Origin of the sequence: Microcoleus sp. LAD1_D5 (assembly GCF_036702115.1) — a bacterium.
GTDB lineage: Bacteria > Cyanobacteriota > Cyanobacteriia > Cyanobacteriales > Microcoleaceae > Microcoleus.
Genome location: NZ_JAUBSA010000088.1, coordinates 1 through 20,154, shown reverse-complemented (window position 1 = coordinate 20,154; position 20,154 = coordinate 1). Strand labels below are relative to the sequence as shown.

The following is a 20,154-nucleotide window of genomic DNA, read 5'->3' as shown; positions in this document are numbered from 1 at the left end:
ATTATGAGTTAGCTCTAGGGGGATTAAATTGAAAACCTTCTATTATAGCATAGATTTTTTTTGCAAGAGGTCTAATATCCACTATCTATTATAAACATGCTAGGGAGCTTACTCAAACTAATAACCATGACAAAATTCAGTCCATATTTTCATCTTTAAGTACAAGTCTTAAATCTAAGTTAGCTGAGTTTGAAGAATTTGAAATAGAATTTACAAATCTTATTTATACCAAAAGCAAAACTAGAAATAAGAAAGTTATTACTTATATACTAAGTCGCTTCATGGGAAAAAATATTAATGGCTTACCTATAGATTATGAATTTACCAGCATCGAGCATATACTACCACAGTCTAAAGAATGTAATGAAGATGTAGTTGGAAGTATAGGTAATTTAATACTCGTAGATAGAAAAACCAATAGTGAAGAGTTAAAAAATTTAGATTTTCAACATAAAATTAAAATATTAGTTAACAAAGGTTATCCTCTGGATTCGGATTTATTAAATGCCAATCAGTGGACTGAAAAAGAAATCATTAATAGAGCTAAATCAATGGCTCATAAAGCATTTTATCAACTGTGGAGTATATGAATAGGTGAAATCAGCCCACTATACAAGTCCGGTGCAGCCGGACTTGATATAACAACTAACAACCAACCAATAACCACTAACTACGAACTACTGACTGATAAACCTTTTCTACCATTTGAGCCAAGCGTTTCATTGCAGTTTCAATCTCATCATTTGTGGCAGTCAAACTGATCCGCAAACACTCATGTTTGTGCTGCCAATCTTCCCGCAAACCGGGGAAGAAAGAACTTCCTGGCACGACAATTACGCCGACTTTTTTCAACTCTTGATACAGTTCCCAATCAGTCATTGGCAAATCTTTCAGCCACAACCATGCGAAAATTGCTCCTTCGCCCCGGTGCAAAAACCACGGCAAATCTTTCGGCATTGCTTGTTCTAGAGTGCTTTCTACGATCGCAAATTTGCTTTGATAGTACGGCCGAATTACGTTGATGGAAATATCGGCAAGAGCGCCGGAAGCAATGGCACGAGTTGCGATCGCCTGTCCGTATCTCGGCGAATGAATGCACATATTGGTCTGAAAACATTCTAATATTTGAATTATTTTTTCATCGCCGATCGCAATTCCGATTCTTTCACCCGGTAATCCGGCTTTCGACAAACTCATACAGTGCACGATATTGCCACCAAAAATCGGCGTCATTTCGGTAAAATTCAAGGACGGGAAGGGAGGGCCGTAGGCGGAATCAACGAACACCGGCGCGTCAAAAGCGGCCGCTAAATCGGCAATTTTCTTAACTTCGTCGTCGCTGAGAACGTTGCCGGTGGGGTTGCAAGGACGGGAAAAAATGACGCAACCGGTGGTTTGGTCGATCGACAATTGGCTGAAATCCGGGCGGTATTTGAACCTGTGGGCGGCTGCATCAATATCGAGGGTGGGTTTGCATGCGACTACCGCTTCGGGAATCAAGCTAACGCCGCCGTAACCGGTGTAGTCTGGGCTCAGCGGTAAAACAATATTTTTAAGCTGTTTGCTGGTAGTGTAGCCGCCGAAGGCGTTGGCTGCGTAGAAGTAAATCGATTGACTTCCGGGAGTAATTAGGATATTGCGATCCGTCAAATTCAGTCCGTAGCGGCGATTAAAATCCGTCCGCACCGCATCAATCAACGGCTGATAGCCTTGACTCGAACCGTAGCGACAAACTACCTCGCCGTATTCCGGGCCCGCCAAAAGTTCCCCAGTGCAGTCGCGCCACAACTGCTCAACTTCGGGCAAAATCACCGGATTTCCCGCGCTCAAATTGATAAACTCCTGCCCGCTGCCGGCTCTGAGAGTTTCAATAATATCTTTCATAATTGCCCGAACTCCCGTGAGGTGGGACATCTGAGCGCCAAATTGAGTCAGGGCAGGGTTCATAGCAAATGCAGCGACAATGATAGAAGTTTACAGTTTACCCATGATAACTCCAGTCGCAGGCGTTAGCGTAGCTTGACTGGGGCATGGGTTGTCGATCGAGCGTCTGACTAATTCAATAAACTCGATCGCACAGCATTTTGTTTTTTCCCCTGTGCGCCGGAGTATAAGATTGTGGCCCTTTGTGGAGTTCGATCGATCAAACAGTGTTTTTTGCCTAAAAATTAGCGAACGGAACAGCAATCTCTAATTCAAGAGTTGTGGTAAGATTTCACGCCGTCGCGCCCGATGAATTGCCGACACTTGACAACAACCATTGGGAGAATCTAAAATTAGCCGTAGAACCCGATCGCAACAGAATTTTATGGGCTCCTGTTACTGCTATAATTGCAGGTTTAATCCAGCCTCAAGAATCAGATTTGTTGCTAGCTCATTTTCATGATTCGCGGGTTGTTGACAGCGGTGCATTTTATTATCAATCCGACTAAAGCCAAGATAGGTCGTAAGGTCGCCCTTTGAGTGGCGTTACATAACAAAAACGTAAATTCTCACCCAATTAATTGCCGTAAAATTCAACACAACAATGACGCACTTTCCACTTATAGAATACGAGCAACTTACCGATCCTAAAGCCAAAGCAGTGTACGAAGAAATATTGACAGACTTGGGGTTTGGCATCGTCCCCAACCTGTTCAAGTCAATGGCAATCAACCCTGACATATTAGAAGCAAATTGGAAAAAATTCCGGGGAACCATTCTGCAAGGAGACTTACCCCGCACGCTTAAAGAAATGGTCGGCGTCGCTATTTCCCAATCAAATAATAGCGAGTACGCTCTCCAAGTTCACCTGCACGGATTGTCAGCCTTGGGGATGAGCGAAGAACTACTGCGAGCCCTAGTTTCTGACTTTGCCAACTGCCCTTTGCCAAAACGCGATAAAGCCGTAATTACTTTTGGCTTGTTGGCTGCTACAAAACCCCTGGAAATGACAGAATCTGATTACCAAAACCTGCGGGATTTAGGGCTAGATGATTCTGAAATATTTGAGATTATTGCGACAGCAGACTTGTTTAGCTGTGTCAACCGATATACCGATTCCATTGCCCTCGAAATAGATGCTTTGTAATCTATATTTTATACCCCTATTATGGGCGAGCGGCTAGAAGATCTAGATCGAGAAGAACTTCTGTTGACAGCCCGCCGTTTGTTAGCAGAAGCTCAAGCACTTTCCATCCGCATTTCCGCCGTCAACGAAGTTGCCACAGCCATTAACCGCACCCTAGATCTCAACCAGATTTTGCGGGTAGTAGGCAAGCAAGCCAAATGGCTGCTCGACTTTGAACACTGTAGCGTTTGCCTGCACAGCACTAACGCTTGCACGACCTTATTTGGCCCGCATATCCCTGTAGATATTGCAGCCCTCCCAGAGGGCGGCCCTATTCACAAGGCTTTCAAAACACGTCAACCTCAATTAATTCAAGAAGCCGGTGCTACTGCTATTTTGTCCCCCTACGCTTCGCAAATTATCATTCCCTTGGAAAGCGAAGGTAAGGTTTTAGGGACAATTAATTTTGCCACAACCAAGCCGCGAGCTTACACTCTAGAAGACTTGCGGATTGGCTATCTTTTGGCTTTGCAACTATCCTCAGCCATCCGCAATGCTGAACGTTTTAAAGAGATAAATAGGGTGTATTCCGAGCTCGATGCCGAAAAGCACAAATCTGACCAGCTAATGTTGAACCTGCTCCCGGTTGAAATTGCTGAGGAACTGAAAAATAACGGCAAAGTAGAACCACTTTATTATGATTGCGTATCAGTTTTGTTTACTGACTTTCAAGACTTTACTCAGTTATCAGAAAAAATGACGCCGCGAGAGTTAGTTGACGAATTAGACTATTGTTTTTCTTATTTCGATCGCGTGATGGATAAATACTGTATGGAAAAATTGAAAACCATGGGCGACAGCTATATGTGTGCGGCGGGAATTCCTACGCCTCGCCCAACACACGCCTTTGACGCTGTACTTGCTGCCCTAGAAATTCGACAGTTCATGGATTTGCGAAAAATGCAGAAAACTCAACAAAATATTGCTTATTGGGATATCCGCATTGGCATTCATTCAGGCCCGATACTTGCGGGGGTAATTGGCAATAAAAAGTTTTCCTATGATGTCTGGGGAGATACAGTTAATACTGCATCTCGGATGGAATCTTCCGGCGTAACTGGAAATATCAATATCTCTCACGCAACGTTTGATTTAGTGAGAGATTTTTTTGAATGTGAATACCGAGGAAAAATTCCTGCTAAAAATAAGGGCGACTTGGATATGTATTTGGTTCGCCATCTTAAATAAATTTGGGAGTGGCTCATTGCTAAGGGAGGATGGCAAGCCCAGCCTTTCTACCATTTTAAATTTTAGATGGGAGATTTTATAATTGGGAATGACTGATAACTATCCTGGTTGGGATCACCAGGCTACAGTGGCATTTTTTTAACGGGTGTTAGATATACGAATCTAACTCAACTATGAACTCAGAATATATAAGTCGAATTTTTTTTCCAAGTTCGGTCTTGTATCGGATTGTCACCAGGCTATATTAAAATTATCGAGTTGTAGATTTTATTTGTTAATTATTTATGCGTATTTGGCAAGCCGATTTTTACCGCCGCCCTCTCCAAGACGAAACTGGTAAACCACTGTGGGAACTCTTAATTTGCGACTCGGAAGGCAGTTTTCAATTTAGCGCTGTTTGCCGCCAGGGGGCCGCAAATTCTAATTGGCTAGCCTCGCAGTTGCAGCAGCAAGCTCAAACCCAAAATTTGCCCGACTTGATTCAAGTATTTAGACCTCAGTCTCTGGGCTTAATCGAAGCTGCGGGCAAAGTTTTGGGTGTCAAGGTAGAAGCGACTCGGCGCACTGCGGCTCTGAAATTGCTGCTGCAACAACGCGCCAAAGAATATTCGAGTATGCCTAATTATACAGGTGAAACTTACAGCGCGATCGCCCTCGACTCGCCGCCGCCCGTGCCTTTACCCGAAAACCTCTGGGGCGATGGCTGGCGTTTTGCTTCCCTACCCGCCGGCGACATTGAAGATGCTTTCCAAGGGCGTCCCCTGCCAATTTTGGAAATGCCAGAATTGCTGTTACCGCTGAATTTGGGCTTGGCTTCAACAGTACCCGTACCGGGAGTTGTGATTGACGGCGGGCGCCAGTCTATGCGCTTGGCTAGATGGCTTCAGGACGCCAAACCTTTTGCTTTGAATTATATCGCTGGAGAACCCGACGGATTGATATTGGAAGCTGGGTTAGTAGATAGGTGGGTGGTGGCTACTTTTGAAGATAGCGAGGTGAAAGCGGCCGCCCAAATTTACCAACAGCGCAAGCAATTAAGTAAAGGATTACATTTTTTATTAGTGCAGCCCGATGATAGTGGCATGACTTATACAGGCTTTTGGCTGTTGAACTTTGAGCGATAATAGGGAAATAATATTATTTGTGAGGTTGATCCATAGCGCGCCGAAAAATAGTAAAACATCGCCCGAACTCAGTTCCCGGAGATACAGACTTAAACACAACTTTTAAAATAGCTTCTTGAGCTAGCAAGAAATAGTGTAGCAAAGTTATTCCACAACTAAAATCAATCCGTTTCGGATGCCCTGACACACTCGGTTGATGTGAGAGTGGTCTTTTTCGTTAAGACCTTTCTCCGCTAGCATTGCTGACTTCAGCAGCCGTCTGTCAAGGGGGGTAATTTGCCGAAAAGCAAAGATGCGCTGGACGATCGCCTCGATCGAGATTTTGGGGAGGTTAGCAGAGCTGACTGTCATGGTCTTAACACGCTAAAAATAAGTAACAGAACTATGTACCTTTATTTTTAAAGATTTTGTGAAGCTATTTGGTGATTAAGATCACATATGTTTTGTGACAAAATAGTGTATGTGGGGTGACTGTTGTCACGAAATCTTCAATTATCTTTACGTCAACTTAACGATGGCCCGATAGAATCACTGTGGTAAAACTCAAGCAGAGGGTAAAAATGGCACAAGCAAAAATCGGAATAATCGGCGGCAGCGGTTTGTATAAAATGGAGGCCCTTAAGGATATTGAAGAGGTGAAAATTGATACACCTTTTGGAGAGCCATCGGATGCCGCAATTGTGGGAACATTGGACGGTACACCGGTAGCATTTCTGGCTAGACACGGCCGCAACCACACTTTTTTGCCCTCAGAAGTGCCTTACCGGGCAAATATTTATGCAATGAAGAGTTTGGGAGTTGAGTATTTAATCTCAGCATCGGCGGTTGGTTCGCTGAAAGCAGAGGCGAAACCTTTAGATATGGTAGTGCCGGATCAGTTTATCGATCGTACAAAAAATCGAGTTTCTACCTTTTTTGGAGAAGGAATAGTCGGTCACATCACATTCGGCGATCCGGTTTGCGGCGAATTGGCTAAAGTATTAGCAAGTGCGATCGAATCCTTGAACCTCTCCGACGTTACCCTGCACCGGGGCGGCACTTACGTCTGCATGGAAGGCCCCGCATTTTCCACAAAAGCAGAATCCCACCTTTACCGCAGTTGGGGGGCGACAGTCATCGGGATGACAAATTTGCCGGAAGCCAAATTAGCCAGAGAAGCAGAAATTGCCTACGCAACTTTAGCATTAGTCACCGATTATGACTGCTGGCATGAGGATCACGACAGCGTAACAGTAGAAATGGTAATAGCAAATTTGCACCGCAATGCAGAGAATGCTCAAAAAGTAATTCAAGAAACAGTCCGTAGACTAACAGAAAATCCCCCAGTATCTGATGCACATTCAGCTTTGAAATATGCAATTCTGACTCGGCTGGATCAAGTGCCGGCCGCAACTAAGGAGAAAATGGGTTTGTTGTTGCAGAAATATTTGTAAAACGAACCGCGAAGACGCAAAGAGTGCGAAGGAAAAACTGCATCCCTTCTTTCTCTTCCTTCGCGTCCTTAGCGTCTTCGCGGTTCATTTAATCTTACGACCTATTCGTTATCCTATAGTTTACGATTATTTCTGAAGGATTAACTTATCAACTGCTTGAACGCATCGTGTTCGCGAATCTTCTCCAAATCAGCTTCACTTTTTGCCAACTCTTTACACACATTCGGATTGAGATTGAGGGCGCGCTTTAAATTTTCAATTGCTAATTCAATTTTACCTTGTAGCGCATAACATCGGGCTTTGTTGTACCAAATTCTGTAAAAGTCAGGTCGAATTTTAGCAGCATTGTCGTAGGAAGCGATCGCAGCTTCGTATTTTTGCAATTTGGAGAGTGCAACGCCTCGGTTGTTCCAAGCGTCAGTATAATCATTTTTGATTTGTAGGGCTTGATTGTAAGAAATTACTGCTTGTTCGTACTCCTGCATTTTGGAAAAAGCAACGCCTCGGTTGTTCCAAGCATCGGCGTAATCGGGTTTGGCTTGAATTGCTTGTTCGTAACAGCCGATCGCCTCCTGGTACTTCTGCAACTCCAACAATACTACGCCTCGATTGTTCCAAGCGTCGGGATAATTGGGGCGAATTGTAGTAGCTTGTTCGTAAGAGGCGATCGCCTCTGGATACCGCTGCATTCTCGTGAGCACTACTCCTCGGTTATTCCAAGTATCGGCTAAATCCGGCTGAATTTGCAGGGCCTGATCGTAAGCCGCGATCGCATCTTGATAACGGTTTTCAAAGAAACAAGCATCTCCCTGTTTAGCATAGTCGCCCGCAGTCAATAACTGTTGGTAATTGCCATAGTTAACCGGAGCAAATTCTTGAATTTGGGCGTCTGGCAATAACAAGTCTGTTTCGGCCTCTGCCCCGTGACTTTGGTGTTGAATTTCGCCTAAGATAGTTTCAGCGTCCGAAATTAATAGTTTTAATTGAGAGATTGTATCGTAATGGAGACTTTCTATTTCTTGGCGAGCAACTGTTGTCTGCTTGGACAATTTGCTCAACAGAAACCAAACCCCGACTCCGGCTGCTGTCGGAAACAAAGTTAGGGCAATTATCAGCCCGTTCAGCAGTACCGCCGTGCGCCCAAAAGCAATGTCAACTTCTTCTTGGACTCGATCGCGAATTTCATCTTTAAGTTGCTGCTGTGAGAATTGCTGCTGAACCAACAGTGCAACCGTCGGTTCAGATGCAGAAACACTACTGGCGCAGACTAGAATAGTCGAAAGGGCGATCGGGCTAATACTTGTTTTAAAGATACTTGACAAACGCATTGCCTTAGTGATACGCACCTGAGTTGCGATTTCCATGTGTCAAGAGATGCTGATAACGATGATCCCAGACTAGCCCATTTGTTCACAAACTATTAAATACAGGATATCTGTTGTGCAGCCCCCTCCGATCAAATTGCTGACGCAAGAATTGCTAGACGAAGTTGCCGCTTCCTCCCGCCACAGTCCCCGCCAGCGACAAAACTACAATTTCCATGATTTATCTGAAAAAGTGCAGCGGTTTGTCAACGTGCTGCAACCAGGCACTTACGTCCGCCCTCACCAACACCTGCGCCCGCCTGCAGTTAACGGTTTTGAGTTTTTTGTGGTGATTCAAGGCGAAGTCGGTATTGTTATTTTGAACGAAAACGGTCAAATCCTCCGCTCCTTGCGAGTCAGCGCTGCGGGCCCGACTCGCGCTGTCGAACTTCCAGAGGGCACTATCCACACGTTAGTAGCTTTGACACAGGATACTGTGATTTTGGAGTTTAAGGAAGGGCCTTACGACGGGGCGGCGGATAAAGACTTTTTGGCAGGTTTTCCTGCTGAGGGAACTGCGGCGGCGCGAGAATTAGTCTTGATTTGGGAAGCCGAATTTAACACTTGACTAATGAGTGTTGACTGTTAAAAATCTAAAATCTAAAATCTAAAATCTAAAATCTAAAATCGATCGACTGATTACTAATTACTAATGAATCTAATTGTCGTCATCCGATTGTATAAATCGGGGGCGGTGCGAATGATTTTTCTCAGAAGCTCATCCGTCACCCAAAAAACGAGGGGAAAGGAAAATGTTTTGCTGAATTCGCTGCATAGTAAGTTGGTAGAAACGAGCAATCGATCGATCGGCTCCACTGATTCCAAACCGAGGAGCATTAAAGCTGGAGGCTGTTCGCCATCTAGTTCTGCTGCGATTGTCGTGTAAAGAGTTGTCGCCGATTTTGGCAAAAACAGTTGCCGCGGTTTCACGGCACAATTTGCTTGCAGCCGATCGACTATTTGCTGCCGCAAAGCCAGCGAGTTGCAGTTAACTAAAACGAAAGAAAAGTAACCTTGAGAAAGACGGAGCGCCCGAATTAACGTGGAGAACGACCGCTCGTTATATTTAGCTGAGTCGTACTTAGCTGCATCTTTAGCTGTATTTTCTGAGCTTTGCTCGATAAACATAAATTGCATATTTTTTATCTAGTTTTAGAGATTTTCTAGATTAAATGAGGTTTCTAAAGAAAATGTGAATATCGGAAATTTATTTTTCCTTTAAAAACTTTGGGGAAGCATACCATGGTTTTAAATTAATATCAATAGTCCGATCGAAATAGTCCGATCGACTAATTTGGATTGAACCACTCACCAAGCCACCTGCGACGGCACAACACAAGTATAGCCGAAGGCAAAAGCATATTTTGCAAGGGTTTCAGCCATTAATAACCTTCTAAATATCTGGCACGATTGCTAAATAAAATGTAATTAAACATACAAAAAAAATTACCTAGAATTCTCAGCCAGCGGCAAAGTAAACCAAAAACTTGCCCCAGCACCGGGAGTGCTAATTACCCCAATTTGGCCACCGTGAGCGCCAATAATTTGGCGACAAAGATATAGACCCAAACCCAAACCGACGGAGTGTCGGGATCGATCGCCCCTAACGTAAAGGTCAAAAAGATGTTCGCACTGTTCCGGCAATATTCCCGCCCCGTCATCTTCCACAGTACAGTAAATCATCCTACTTCCTGGATTGGGGATTGGGGATTGGGGATTGGTAATCGGTAATTTGTCGATGTCTTGTTTTGCTGTGCTTTGATTTATAATTAATTTCCCAGCCTTAATTACTTTCGCCGAAACTGTTAAATTCAGCCCGGGTAGATTGTGTTTCAAAGCATTAGCAATTAAATTAGATAAGACGCGCCATAACTGAGTCTTGTCAGCCTTCACGGCTGGCAAATCATCCGGCACCAAATTTTTAAAAGTAGCTTTACCCTCATTCATTAAAGGCTCTAAATCGGTCGCAGCAGCTTCAAGTAGCGCCCTCAAATCAACGACCTCGCAGTGCAAAACCAAACCGCGCAATTCCCCGGCGTGAACTTCCAACAGCGAATTTATCAACCGCAATTGCTGCTCGCTACCTTGAATCATCCGCTCCAAAATAGAACGCGGAATTGCGATCGCATCCCCAGTTTTTGTCTGCCAATTTTTCAGCACCATTAACATTCCCGCCACCGGGTTTCGCAAGTCGTGAGAAAGAGCGTGGATAAACAGCCGCAGTGATTCTTGTGCCTGTTTGCGCTGCGTGATATCCTCAATTAAACCCTCATAATAAAGCAGGGAGCCGCTGCTGTCCCGTACCGCCCGCGCCTTCTCAGAAATCCAGACAATACTGCCGTCTGAGCGGTAAATTTTAGATTCAAAATCCGATACTGTGCCGCTTTCCTCGATCGATCGCAAAAACTCATTTCTGCGAGCCGGATCGACGTACAACTGCCGATCAATATCAGTAAACTTTGCCGTCACTTCTTCGGGAGAATCGCAGCCGTAAATCCGCGCCAAAGCTGGATTTGCAGTAATGTAGCGGCCATCGGGAGTGCTTTGAAAAATTCCCTCGCCGGCATTCTCAAAAATGCTGCGGTACTTCGCTTCCGCCACCTCCAACTGCTGGTAAGCAGATTCCAACTCACGCCTCGTACTAAACTCTTTCCGTTGCAGACATTCGTACCAATAAACCGACAAATCGCAAATCAAACAAAACCAAAACAAATATAAGTAAAACCCGGTCAACTTAAAAGCAGTATACTTAGCAAAACTTAGATTTAAAACCAAATTTATCCCGACGTGGCAACACAAAACGCCGAGTTGAGAAATCAGGTGAAGGCGCCAGCGGACGGGCATCAGCGTAGCTTGGATTAGAAAGGCTAAACTCCAGGTAAAAATCGGTAATTCCCCGGCTTGTGCGACAGCTAACCCAATCTGTATAACGACCGTCAGCGACCACGAAAAACCCAAAAATAGCAAACCGGGATAGCGCTGTCCGAAGGAGGTTTTTTGCAACACAAAACAGCTCAGCAAACCCAATTCTACAGCAGCGCTCGTGTACAAATAAACACTTTTAAACTCCTGGCGAATAAAGAATGCTTCGCCCAGAAAATAGACAGTTATTGTGAAGGCAAAAAAGATCGCAATTCCGACAGCAGGGCGCAGGCGATCTCGGAGGAAGCGATCGCGCCACACCTCGTAAACCGTTAACGCCTGAACTGATTTTGCATTGCCCAAATAGTTCATACCATTTTAGATTTTAGATTTTAGATTTTAGATTGAGAAAGATAGATCGTCCGAGTTGACAGCAGGTAACGAAAACCAGAAAGTCGAACCACAGCCGGGAGTGCTTTCGACGCCGATTTCGCCCCCGTGAGCTTTAATAATTTGCTTGGAGAGGTACAATCCCAAACCCAGCCCTGTTAATTGTCGGCTATTAGGGTCTTGAACGTAAAGTTCAAATAGAGATTCCCGCTGTTTGGCGCTGATTCCCACTCCATTATCTGTTACAGTACAGCGAACCATTTTTACGGTGACTCCGGGCAATTTGCTACCGATATTGCCAATTTGGCCCTGATAGCGGGGCATTTGACAACTGCCATCGAGGTTAAATTTGGCCAGGGTTTCCTGATTTTTCTGGGTGGTCTCGCCTATCCTAGGACGATCGCCAGCAGTAGATATCCGGTTAGCGATACAGCGGGCGAGCTGAGTATTTTGAGATGTTAAAGCCGGGGAATTTTCTTCATAACTTAGCGCTGTTTCAACAGCAATTATTTCGGCTTTAAAAGTTATATTTACTCCCGGAGGATTGTGTTTAATAGCATTAGTCAACAGATTTTCTAGCACCCGCTGCAAGTGTTTGCTGTCGGCCTTGATTTGTGGCAAATCCACTGGTATTTCCTGAGTTAAAGTTGCTTGATTTTTGGCCAGCATCGGTTCTAAATCGGCAACAATGGCTGAAGCTAAAGACGGCAAATGCAGCGGTACAGTATTGAGAACAATACCTTTGACCTCGCTAGCGTGAGCGTCGAGCAGGGCATTAACCATCGTCAACTGGTGTTCGCTGGCTTGAACGATCCGCTGCAAAATCGATCGAGAAACCGGAACATCTTGTAGAGACTCAGAGGACGATTTGTTGAGCAAATTTTTCAGCAGTATTAACATTCCCATAACAGGAGTGCGGAGATTGTGAGAAACTGCGTGCAAAAATAGGTCTTTGAGGCGGTTGCTTTCTTGCAGTTCGTGCATTTTTTGCTGTAGTTGGCTGGTGCGTTCCTCGACTTGAGATTCCAAGTTGGCATTGAGAGCTTTTACCTGCTGCAAAAGTTGGGCTTGCTGTAGAGCGATCGCCACTTGGGTAGCGAGTTTTTCTAACAAATCAATTTCAAATTCCTGCCACTGGCGGGGCCCGGAGCACTGGTTGACGGCCAAGACCCCAAACAATTCATCGCCCAGGACGATCGGCACATTTAACGTCGCGCGAATTTGATAGTCGCTGTACAATTGGGCAATTGGAACGCTGAGTTGAACGCTAGTAGTATCGGAGATAGTTCGGACGCGGTTGTTAGCATAAAAAGTTTTCTGGCTTTCGAGGTAATTCTCATCAGCGAGTACCCACCCCAAAAGAGAACGGCATTGCCCTCCCACAGACTCAGCCACAACCTTACCGTATACCGGGCTAGGAAGATGTACCCCGTCCACGTCCACAATGCCGATGAAAGCGCGGTCTGCCTGGAAAAATTGCCGGACTTCGGCAACAGTAGTGTTGAGAATTTCTTCGAGGTCGAGGGAGTTGCGAATTCGCAGGGCGATTTCTGAGAGCAAGCGATCGCGATCGGAGGACGCCCGCAAAGCGGTTTCCGCGCGGTGGCGTTCGGTAACGTCTTGGACTGTGGCGGCGATCGCCCCTGACTCAATTGCCGACTGTTCGCAGACAGTGCGTTCGGAGCCGTCTGCCAGCACAATTCGGTAGTTAATGCAATAGGGTTTGCGCTCAAACATAGCTTGGCGCTGCGATCGCGCCACCAATTCTCTGTCTTCTGGATGTACGGCTTGCAAAAAAACTTCTGGTGTCGGTTTGACCGTTCCCGGAGCAAAACCCAAGAGGCGGTAAAGTTCGTCCGACCACCGCAGTTCGCTGTTGGGTGTACTGTGTTCTGACGATTCCTGAAAGTTCTCAGTTGCTTGGACGGCGGTGCAATTTAAATCCCAATTTCCCAACTGAGCGATGCGCTGAGCGTTCGCCAGACTAGCTTCGCGCGATCGCAGTGCCGCCGCCGTGCGGCGCACCTCTACCAGCGCTTGCTGACGTTCTGCTACGGCGGCCGCCAACATCAGAGCCACAAGGGCGATCGTACCGGTAAAAGCTTGTAAAAATAAAACCGCCTGTTTGAGATTATCGCTTTTGGCCAAAAACGGGCCGCCTCCCTGTACTGCTCCCCAAATCGCGATCCAAGAGACGATCGAATAAGCAAAAATCGCTCCCGCCGGTTGAAAGCGCAGGGCGGCCCAAACTATCAGAGGAAAAGGCAGATACTCCAGCGGATACTGAGCGATCGCCGCTTGTGTTTTTGAGCAAAAAAACAGCCAGCTCACGCTCAGCAAGAGAGTCAACCAGAGCGCTATTTCTGAATAATTAACAATTAAAAATAGAAGATGATAGCGGTTTTTAGTGGCAGAAAATGTGCTGGGATTATTTGTATTTTGTAAGTGGGAATTTTTCCCGTTAAAAAATGCTTTAAAACTCGAAATAATCCGAGATTTTCTCTCACCTGTTACCCCATTGTCAAGAACAGGCAAGATGCCTGTTCCACAAGAAAATTCATCTCTTGTGGAACAGGCATCTTGCCTGTTCCTAAACAAGTAATTGAGAATAATGAAACATCTCAGTTTTAGTGGAAATTTAAAACTATTAACGGCCTGGTTCAAAGTCAGCAGCACGGGCGTCACAATCAAAATTCCCATGCCGTCTCCGAGCCACGTAGTCCACCAGTTGCGAGAGAAATTGCTCCACTGATCCCAACCAAAAATGCACGTTCCCAAGTTGCCGAGGATAGAGCCGAGGAAAGTAGACCCGATGACAGCGCCCGCTACTAAAGCTAGAACATCTCGCAATCGATCGAGTTTGGTAGAAAATCTGCTCTCCCTCAACAAAGCCTCTCCAGCCAGCGCTTGCAGGGTGACGCTAAAGGCCGATGTGACAATGACAGCCGACGGTATACCGGCGGTAGAGTTTAACAGCACCGAACCGAGGGCAATTCCCGGCCACATCCGTCGCCCTTGCAGTAGCAGTGCTGCTAGAGCAATACCGGCGGGCGGCCACACGGGGGAGGGTTCGGCTTTCACCAGTCCCAGCATCGACGCTGCGAGTTTTCCGGTAACAAAGTAGGCAAGGGCCAGGATGCCGGTGTACAGAAGCGTTCGAGTGCGGCGGTTGAGCAGTTTCATGTTTAGGTGCGATCGAATCCTCCATTCCTAGTTTTTAATTTAGGCGGCTTTGGGGGGATCGGGCTTCCTCCTGGCGACTCACCTGACTGGGGGAGTGGGGAGTTGACTGTTGACTGTTGACTGTTGACTGTTAACTTATGACAACTGCCTACTGACTACTGAGTAATGACTGATGACTGATGACTTATTAAAATCCAAAACTCCGCTTACCATCCGGCTTAACAGTAAGCCAATTGGTCTTTGCCATTGCCAGTTGTTCCTCAGAAACTGTAGCGTTGGTAAGATTCGCCCCGCACAAATTTGCTCCCCGCAAATTCGCCTTAGTCAAATAAGCCCCCGTCAAGTCAGCACCTCGGAAATCCGCCCCTTCAAAATTGGCAGTGCTGCAATAAGCCTCAGTCAAGTTAGCATCTCGCAAATTCGCCTGAATTAACCTCGCGTGACCCAAATTCGCCCCCGACAAATCCGCTGCTTGCAAATTTGCCTTCACCAACCTAGCCTGATAAAAATTCCCCCCCGCTAACTGCGCTTTTTGCAGTTGCAAACCCGACAGTTCGCAGTCAGCAAAATCGCGCTTGCCTTTAAAATATGCCGATCGCACGCTGTTAGTGTCCCACTTAGGAGCAACTTTCGATACCTTTGACACTGCTAAATTGTCGCTAGAAGGTCCAACGGTTCCGAAAGTTCTGCCGGACTCAGCTAGAGTACGGGAAACTCTGGGCTGCATCCCCGTGTTCCCAGATTGGCTGAAGGAAGTTCTACCAGCGCGGGTGTGGTTCGATCGTAAATCTTCATTGATTTTGCTCTTCGGCGGTGACCACGAAGAACCCTCGTCATTAAATATTGTCGGTTCTTCAACTGTACGAGAATAAGGGTTGAATTGAGTTGCCAAGCCATCCATAAGACTTGGGTCTTCAAATTGGCCAGAGAGAGCTCTGAGGACATCTGCTGCCGATTGGAAGCGGTGCCCAACCATCGGCTTCAGCATTTTTTCGAGAATCCGCGCAAAATTTGGGCTCACCTGAACGTGGGGCTGCCAAACAATTTCGCCCGTTACTCCATCAAAATCTAAATCCTTGGGCGATTTTCCAGTCAGCAAGTACAAGCAAGTCATGCCCACCGCGTAGATGTCGCTGGCAAATATCGGCCGCAGCGCCATTTGTTCCGGGGGGGCAAAACTAAATGTGCCGACTGAAAATTTCGTGTTGGCGCTTTGGTCGGCGGGGTCTAATAATATTGTTTGGCTAACTTGGTCTTTTACCGCTCCGAAGTCAATCAGAACTAAGTGGCTGTCTTGAACTCGGCGAATAATATTTGCGGGTTTGATGTCTCGGTGAATTACTCCTTGACTGTGGATATATTGCACTACTGGCAGAATTTCTAATAGAAAATTTTTAACATCCGATTCGTTGAAACGGCCTGAGTGCTTGACTTCTTGTTTCAAAGTCGAGCCTTTAACATACTCTTGAACTAAGTAAAATTGCTGTTCCGTTTCAAAATAGTCTAGCAGCCTCGGTACTTGCGGGTGGTCGCCCAGTTGGCCGAGGGTTTTTGCCTCTCGCTTAAATAATTCCCGCGCCATCTCTAAAACTCGCGGCGACGAACTACTGGGTCGCAGTTGCTTGACTACACAACTCGGTTGACCGGGCAAAGAGATGTCTTTTGCCAGAAATGTAGCTCCAAAACCTCCTTGTCCTAAGGGTTCAATGACTCGGTAGCGAGCGCGCAGCAATAACCGCGCACCGCAAGTCTGACACTGAAGAATAGAGTCAGCAGGATTTTGAGGATGGGGACAGCCCGGATTTACGCAGTAGCTCATATTGATTGAGTTTGCCTATGTTGTTCTGATCTTGTCAGCGTCGCTCGACTGCACAAATAGCCTGTTCCTGCTTCTGGTAGACATACTAATCTATCAGTTTTCGGCAGGTCGTGCCTTCGATTGCGAATTGGAATTGCACCTAAGTCTTTTATGCCGATATCTTTTCCCTATTTTGATTATCTCGCTGGTCTGAGTTTTTTCGGTTGATTATCCTTGAAGATAGTTTAAAGACTTGCTAAAGTTGTGCTTTTTTGTGTAAAGTCTTTCTAAACTTAAGTGCTTTTTGCGTTGTTAGATGTATCTAGCATACCTCATTCTCTGAATGAGAATGCTACTCATCCCCCAGTAGACATCTACCTTTGGGCAGATCCCTCGTTTTTGCTGATGTGTACCATAACAGTCTTGACAAAATTGAATTAGTATGCTAAGAAAAGCTTTCCCGAATAAATTCTGGGACTCAAAAGTCGTAGCCAGTCGGCGCCGACTAATGACTAATAACTACAGAGCACTGACAACTAACTACTGATCTAAATTATGCGTATTTCTCTAAAGTGGCTGCAGGAATTGGTGGATGTGGCAATATCGCCGGAAGAATTAGCCGAAACTCTGACAATGGCAGGCTTTGAAGTTGAAGAAATCGAAGACCGCCGGCCGTGGGCAAGCGGCGTAGTTTTGGGCAAAATCATCGCCTGCGAACAGCATCCGAATGCAGACAAATTGAGAGTTTGTCAAGTGGATGTCGGCTCTTCAGAAGCTTTGAATATTGTTTGCGGCGCACCCAACGCTAGGGCAGACATTTACGTGCCTGTCGCTGTTGTCGGAACTTATTTATCGACTATTGATTTAAAGATTAAACCTGCTAAATTGCGGGGCGTTCCTTCCGAAGGAATGATTTGTTCTCTGGCAGAATTGGGACTGGCTAAAGAGTCAGCCGGCATTCACATTTTCGAGTTAGAAAATCCCAAATTGGGCAGCGATATTCGCCCACTTTTGGGTTTAGACGATGTGATTTTAGACTTGACAGCAACTGCAAACCGTGCTGACGCTTTGAGCATGGTGGGCGTGGCACGGGAAGTGGCGGCGCTGACTGGGGCGAGTTTAAGAATTCCCGCAGCGAATGGTGTGGCGATTGAGGGGAAAGAAAGTCCTGGTTTGGCAGTAGAAATATCGGAACCGCAAGGATGCCCGATTTACATCGGCACGGCAATTGAAGGTGTGAAAATTGGTGCTTCTCCAGCTTGGTTGCAGCAGCGGTTGCAGGCGGCGGGAGTGCGGCCGATTAATAATGTAGTTGACGTGACTAATTACATTTTATTGGAATGGGGACAACCGCTGCACGCTTTCGATCGCGATCGCCTACAATCTTTCACGGGTACTCAAGATATCAGCATCGGGGTCCGCATTGCCAAAACAGGCGAATTCTTCAAAACTTTGGACGGACAAAACCGCAATTTGCAAGCTCAAAATCTGTTAATTACTGCTAGCGACAAACCTGTTGCCTTAGCTGGGGTAATGGGTGGCGAAGATACGGAAGTTCACGAAGGAACGCAAAATTTAGTTTTGGAAGCAGCGATTTTTGACCAGGCAACGATTCGCCGTTCTGCGCGCGCTCAAGGCCTGCGGAGCGAGGCATCGATCCGCTACGAGCGGGGGGTGAATCAGGCGGCCTTGGCGACGGCTTGCCACCGCGCTGTCGCCCTAATTTTGGAGTTGGCTGGAGGCGTTGCGACGGTGCAGAAAACGGCGAGTTCGGGCGAGGATTTGAGTTTTTCGCGATCGCTCGAATTGCGTTTAGACCGAGTAAATCTGGTTTTGGGACAGTTGAAAAGAGGAGAAACGGGCGGTTCTCCATATCTGGAACCGGAAGAGGTGAAAAACATTCTCACAGCCTTGGGATGCGAAGTTGTTCCGACGGAAAAAGAGCGGGTTTGGAATGTGACTGTTCCTCCTTACCGCTACCGGGATTTAGAAAGGGAAATTGACTTAATTGAAGAAGTTGCCCGACTCCACGGCTATGACAATTTCTGCGATACTTTGCCTAGCAAAACGGAACCCGGTTATTTGTCGGCGGAATATGCGGGAATTCGGAATGTGCGATCGGCTTTTCGGGCGGCCGGTTTGACGGAACTGATGCACTATTCTTTGGTGAAAACTGAGGGAGATAATCAGGTTGTGCTGGCGAATCCGCTGTTTGTGGAGTATTCGGCTTTGCGGACTGAAATGCTGTCGGGTTTGATTGATGCTTTCGGGTACAATTTGGAACAGGGAAATGGCGCACTAAACGGTTTTGAAGTCGGCCGCATTTTCTGGAAAGATGGGGATGCAAGGAAGGAAGCCGATGCAGTTGCGGGGATTATCGGCGGCGATCCGACTGTGTGGAAATGGCAGCAGGGAGGGCGCGATCGACCTTTGACTTGGTTTGAGGCCAAGGGGGTTTTGGAAAGCGTGTTTCAGGGGTTGGGTTTGGCGGTGGAATATCAAAGCGATTCCTCTAATACGCGCTTGCATCCTGGCCGCACGGCTGCGTTATCGTTAAACGGGAAACATTTAGGAGTTTTCGGACAGTTACACCCGCAATTGCAGCAAGAAAAGGATTTGCCGGAGCAGGTTTACGTGTTTCAATTAGATTTGGCGGTGCTGTTGGGTGAATTAGGGCGATCGAGCATTTCGACTCGCAAATTCGCTGGTTATTCGAGTTTCCCCGCTTCTGACAGAGACATTGCGTTTTTCGCGCCTGTAGAGGTTGCGGTTGTTGAGATGCAAAGTGCGATGAAAAAGGCGGCGGGTAGTTTGCTGGATTCGGTGGAACTGTTCGACGAATATCGGGGCGATAACGTGCCGGCGGGACAGCGGAGTTTGGCTTTTCGGTTAATTTACCGCGCGGGCGATCGAACTTTGAGCGAAACCGATGTCGAACCGGCACAACAAAAAGTTCGCGATGTTTTAGTTGAGAAGTTCGGCGTTAGTTTGAGAAGCTAAAATAGGCCCCTACTCACTAATAAACCGCCAGGGAATGAATTCCCTGGCGGACTCAGGGAAAAAGCGTTAAATTGGCACCAAGGGCCGCAACATATCCCGAACCATAAAGGAAAAATCGGGAAACTGCAAAGGAGAAATGCTCGCATCATCCCCAAGAACTACTATACTTTGATAACCATCTTGATTCGGTTCTCGAAAAACGTGAAGTTGCCGATTATTAACATCCAAAACCCAATAATCAGCAATTCCTGACTGAGCATAAATAGTCGCCTTAATCCCGCAATCTGTTCTCAGCGTAGTATCGGCAACTTCAATAATCAGATAAATTTCAGACGGAGTTGGATGGTGGTCTTCATAGTAAAGTGGATCGGGTACGACTACAGCAATATCGGGTTCAGGTTCCGAGTAATGATTGAGCCGAACTGGATCTTGCAGCCGCACCAATATCCGCTGTCCCAAACGGTTATTCAGTAACTTATCTGTCCGTGTCACTGCTGCACTGTGTGCTGTTCCTTTTGCTGCCATCTTTACTATCTGTCCTGCCAATAATTCTACTCGTTCGTCTTCCTCAAAAATACCAATTTCTGCCATGCGGTGATACTCTTGAACCGTCAACAAACGAAGGTCTAATAGACCTCTTGCAAAATAATTTTATGATATAATGGAAAGTTTTGCTTGACTGGATTGAATCCCAACTATTAAC

The 20,154-nt window shown here is 46.3% G+C and carries 16 protein-coding genes; 8 read left to right on the top strand and 8 right to left on the bottom strand.

Translation table 11 applies throughout. The features are described 5' to 3' along the window. The first annotated feature begins 53 nt into the window (after positions 1–53). Positions 54–590: an HNH endonuclease family protein gene (locus tag QUA70_RS24920; protein WP_333350543.1), complete on the top strand. Its 537-nt coding sequence runs from the start codon at positions 54–56 to the stop codon at positions 588–590. A 76-nt stretch (positions 591–666) separates the two neighbouring features. Here QUA70_RS24920 and QUA70_RS24915 read toward each other — a convergent pair whose 3' ends face one another. Beyond that, the gene (locus tag QUA70_RS24915) at positions 667–1,947 is read right to left on the bottom strand and encodes a valine--pyruvate transaminase (RefSeq protein ID WP_333350541.1); all 1,281 of its coding nucleotides are present in this window, start codon (positions 1,945–1,947) and stop codon (positions 667–669) included. 257 nt (positions 1,948–2,204) lie between these two features. Between QUA70_RS24915 and QUA70_RS24910 the strand changes: the two genes are divergently transcribed. From QUA70_RS24910 to QUA70_RS24895, 4 genes are all read left to right on the top strand, one after another. Next, positions 2,205–2,432 (top strand): hypothetical protein, encoded by a 228-nt coding sequence (locus tag QUA70_RS24910; RefSeq protein WP_333334803.1) that lies wholly within the window; start codon positions 2,205–2,207, stop codon positions 2,430–2,432. Positions 2,433–2,527: 95 nt separating this feature from the next. Beyond that, positions 2,528–3,070, top strand: a complete 543-nt coding sequence (locus QUA70_RS24905) for a peroxidase-related enzyme (protein WP_333334804.1) — start codon at positions 2,528–2,530, stop codon at positions 3,068–3,070. A gap of 21 nt (positions 3,071–3,091) precedes the next feature. Then, positions 3,092–4,297 carry an adenylate/guanylate cyclase domain-containing protein gene (locus QUA70_RS24900; protein WP_333350539.1) on the top strand — a complete coding sequence of 402 codons (1,206 nt, stop codon included), beginning with the start codon at positions 3,092–3,094 and terminating at the stop codon, positions 4,295–4,297. A 284-nt stretch (positions 4,298–4,581) separates the two neighbouring features. After that, positions 4,582–5,421, top strand: a complete 840-nt coding sequence (locus QUA70_RS24895; protein ID WP_333350537.1) for a Tab2/Atab2 family RNA-binding protein — start codon at positions 4,582–4,584, stop codon at positions 5,419–5,421. A gap of 144 nt (positions 5,422–5,565) precedes the next feature. Here QUA70_RS24895 and QUA70_RS24890 read toward each other — a convergent pair whose 3' ends face one another. Continuing rightward, positions 5,566–5,772 carry a hypothetical protein gene (locus QUA70_RS24890; protein WP_333334810.1) on the bottom strand — a complete coding sequence of 69 codons (207 nt, stop codon included), beginning with the start codon at positions 5,770–5,772 and terminating at the stop codon, positions 5,566–5,568. Positions 5,773–5,981: 209 nt separating this feature from the next. On the opposite strand from QUA70_RS24890, the gene QUA70_RS24885 reads away from it, so the two are divergent. Further along, entirely contained in the window at positions 5,982–6,854 is an 873-nt protein-coding gene (locus QUA70_RS24885; protein ID WP_333350535.1) for an S-methyl-5'-thioadenosine phosphorylase, read from the top strand. A gap of 140 nt (positions 6,855–6,994) precedes the next feature. On the opposite strand, the gene QUA70_RS24880 is transcribed toward QUA70_RS24885, so the two are convergent. Then, positions 6,995–8,218 (bottom strand): tetratricopeptide repeat protein, encoded by a 1,224-nt coding sequence (locus tag QUA70_RS24880; RefSeq protein ID WP_333350533.1) that lies wholly within the window; start codon positions 8,216–8,218, stop codon positions 6,995–6,997. A 76-nt stretch (positions 8,219–8,294) separates the two neighbouring features. On the opposite strand from QUA70_RS24880, the gene QUA70_RS24875 reads away from it, so the two are divergent. After that, a complete protein-coding gene (locus QUA70_RS24875; RefSeq protein WP_333350531.1) occupies positions 8,295–8,786 on the top strand; it encodes a WbuC family cupin fold metalloprotein in 492 nt (163 codons plus the stop codon). Between the two features lie 74 nt (positions 8,787–8,860). On the opposite strand, the gene QUA70_RS24870 is transcribed toward QUA70_RS24875, so the two are convergent. From QUA70_RS24870 to QUA70_RS24855, 4 genes are all read right to left on the bottom strand, one after another. Continuing rightward, entirely contained in the window at positions 8,861–9,355 is a 495-nt protein-coding gene (locus QUA70_RS24870) for a hypothetical protein (RefSeq protein WP_333334818.1), read from the bottom strand. Between the two features lie 309 nt (positions 9,356–9,664). Then, positions 9,665–11,452, bottom strand: coding sequence for a PAS domain-containing sensor histidine kinase (locus tag QUA70_RS24865; protein ID WP_333350529.1), 1,788 nt, complete (start codon positions 11,450–11,452; stop codon positions 9,665–9,667). A gap of 27 nt (positions 11,453–11,479) precedes the next feature. Beyond that, on the bottom strand, positions 11,480–14,653 hold the full coding sequence (locus QUA70_RS24860; RefSeq protein WP_333350527.1) for an MASE1 domain-containing protein: 3,174 nt from the start codon (positions 14,651–14,653) through the stop codon (positions 11,480–11,482). 187 nt (positions 14,654–14,840) lie between these two features. Further along, positions 14,841–16,472: a serine/threonine-protein kinase gene (locus QUA70_RS24855; RefSeq protein ID WP_333350525.1), complete on the bottom strand. Its 1,632-nt coding sequence runs from the start codon at positions 16,470–16,472 to the stop codon at positions 14,841–14,843. 534 nt (positions 16,473–17,006) lie between these two features. Between QUA70_RS24855 and pheT the strand changes: the two genes are divergently transcribed. Then, positions 17,007–19,451, top strand: a complete 2,445-nt coding sequence (pheT, locus tag QUA70_RS24850) for a phenylalanine--tRNA ligase subunit beta (protein ID WP_333350523.1) — start codon at positions 17,007–17,009, stop codon at positions 19,449–19,451. 66 nt (positions 19,452–19,517) lie between these two features. Here the strand turns inward: pheT and QUA70_RS24845 are convergent, their stop codons facing one another. Next, positions 19,518–20,066 carry a Uma2 family endonuclease gene (locus QUA70_RS24845; RefSeq protein ID WP_333350521.1) on the bottom strand — a complete coding sequence of 183 codons (549 nt, stop codon included), beginning with the start codon at positions 20,064–20,066 and terminating at the stop codon, positions 19,518–19,520. Between the last annotated feature and the right edge of the window lie 88 nt (positions 20,067–20,154).

Bases quoted from the DNA above. Each gene is read 5' to 3' on its own strand.
- QUA70_RS24915 (WP_333350541.1), bottom strand. From the start codon at position 1,947: ATGAACCCTGCCCTGACTCAATTTGGCGCTCAGATGTCCCACCTCACG.
- QUA70_RS24905 (WP_333334804.1), top strand. From the start codon at position 2,528: ATGACGCACTTTCCACTTATAGAATACGAGCAACTTACCGATCCTAAA.
- QUA70_RS24900 (WP_333350539.1), top strand. From the start codon at position 3,092: ATGGGCGAGCGGCTAGAAGATCTAGATCGAGAAGAACTTCTGTTGACA.
- QUA70_RS24895 (WP_333350537.1), top strand. From the start codon at position 4,582: ATGCGTATTTGGCAAGCCGATTTTTACCGCCGCCCTCTCCAAGACGAA.
- QUA70_RS24890 (WP_333334810.1), bottom strand. From the start codon at position 5,772: ATGACAGTCAGCTCTGCTAACCTCCCCAAAATCTCGATCGAGGCGATC.
- QUA70_RS24885 (WP_333350535.1), top strand. From the start codon at position 5,982: ATGGCACAAGCAAAAATCGGAATAATCGGCGGCAGCGGTTTGTATAAA.
- QUA70_RS24880 (WP_333350533.1), bottom strand. From the start codon at position 8,218: ATGGAAATCGCAACTCAGGTGCGTATCACTAAGGCAATGCGTTTGTCA.
- QUA70_RS24870 (WP_333334818.1), bottom strand. From the start codon at position 9,355: ATGCAATTTATGTTTATCGAGCAAAGCTCAGAAAATACAGCTAAAGAT.
- QUA70_RS24865 (WP_333350529.1), bottom strand. From the start codon at position 11,452: ATGAACTATTTGGGCAATGCAAAATCAGTTCAGGCGTTAACGGTTTAC.
- QUA70_RS24860 (WP_333350527.1), bottom strand. From the start codon at position 14,653: ATGAAACTGCTCAACCGCCGCACTCGAACGCTTCTGTACACCGGCATC.
- QUA70_RS24855 (WP_333350525.1), bottom strand. From the start codon at position 16,472: ATGAGCTACTGCGTAAATCCGGGCTGTCCCCATCCTCAAAATCCTGCT.
- pheT (WP_333350523.1), top strand. From the start codon at position 17,007: ATGCGTATTTCTCTAAAGTGGCTGCAGGAATTGGTGGATGTGGCAATA.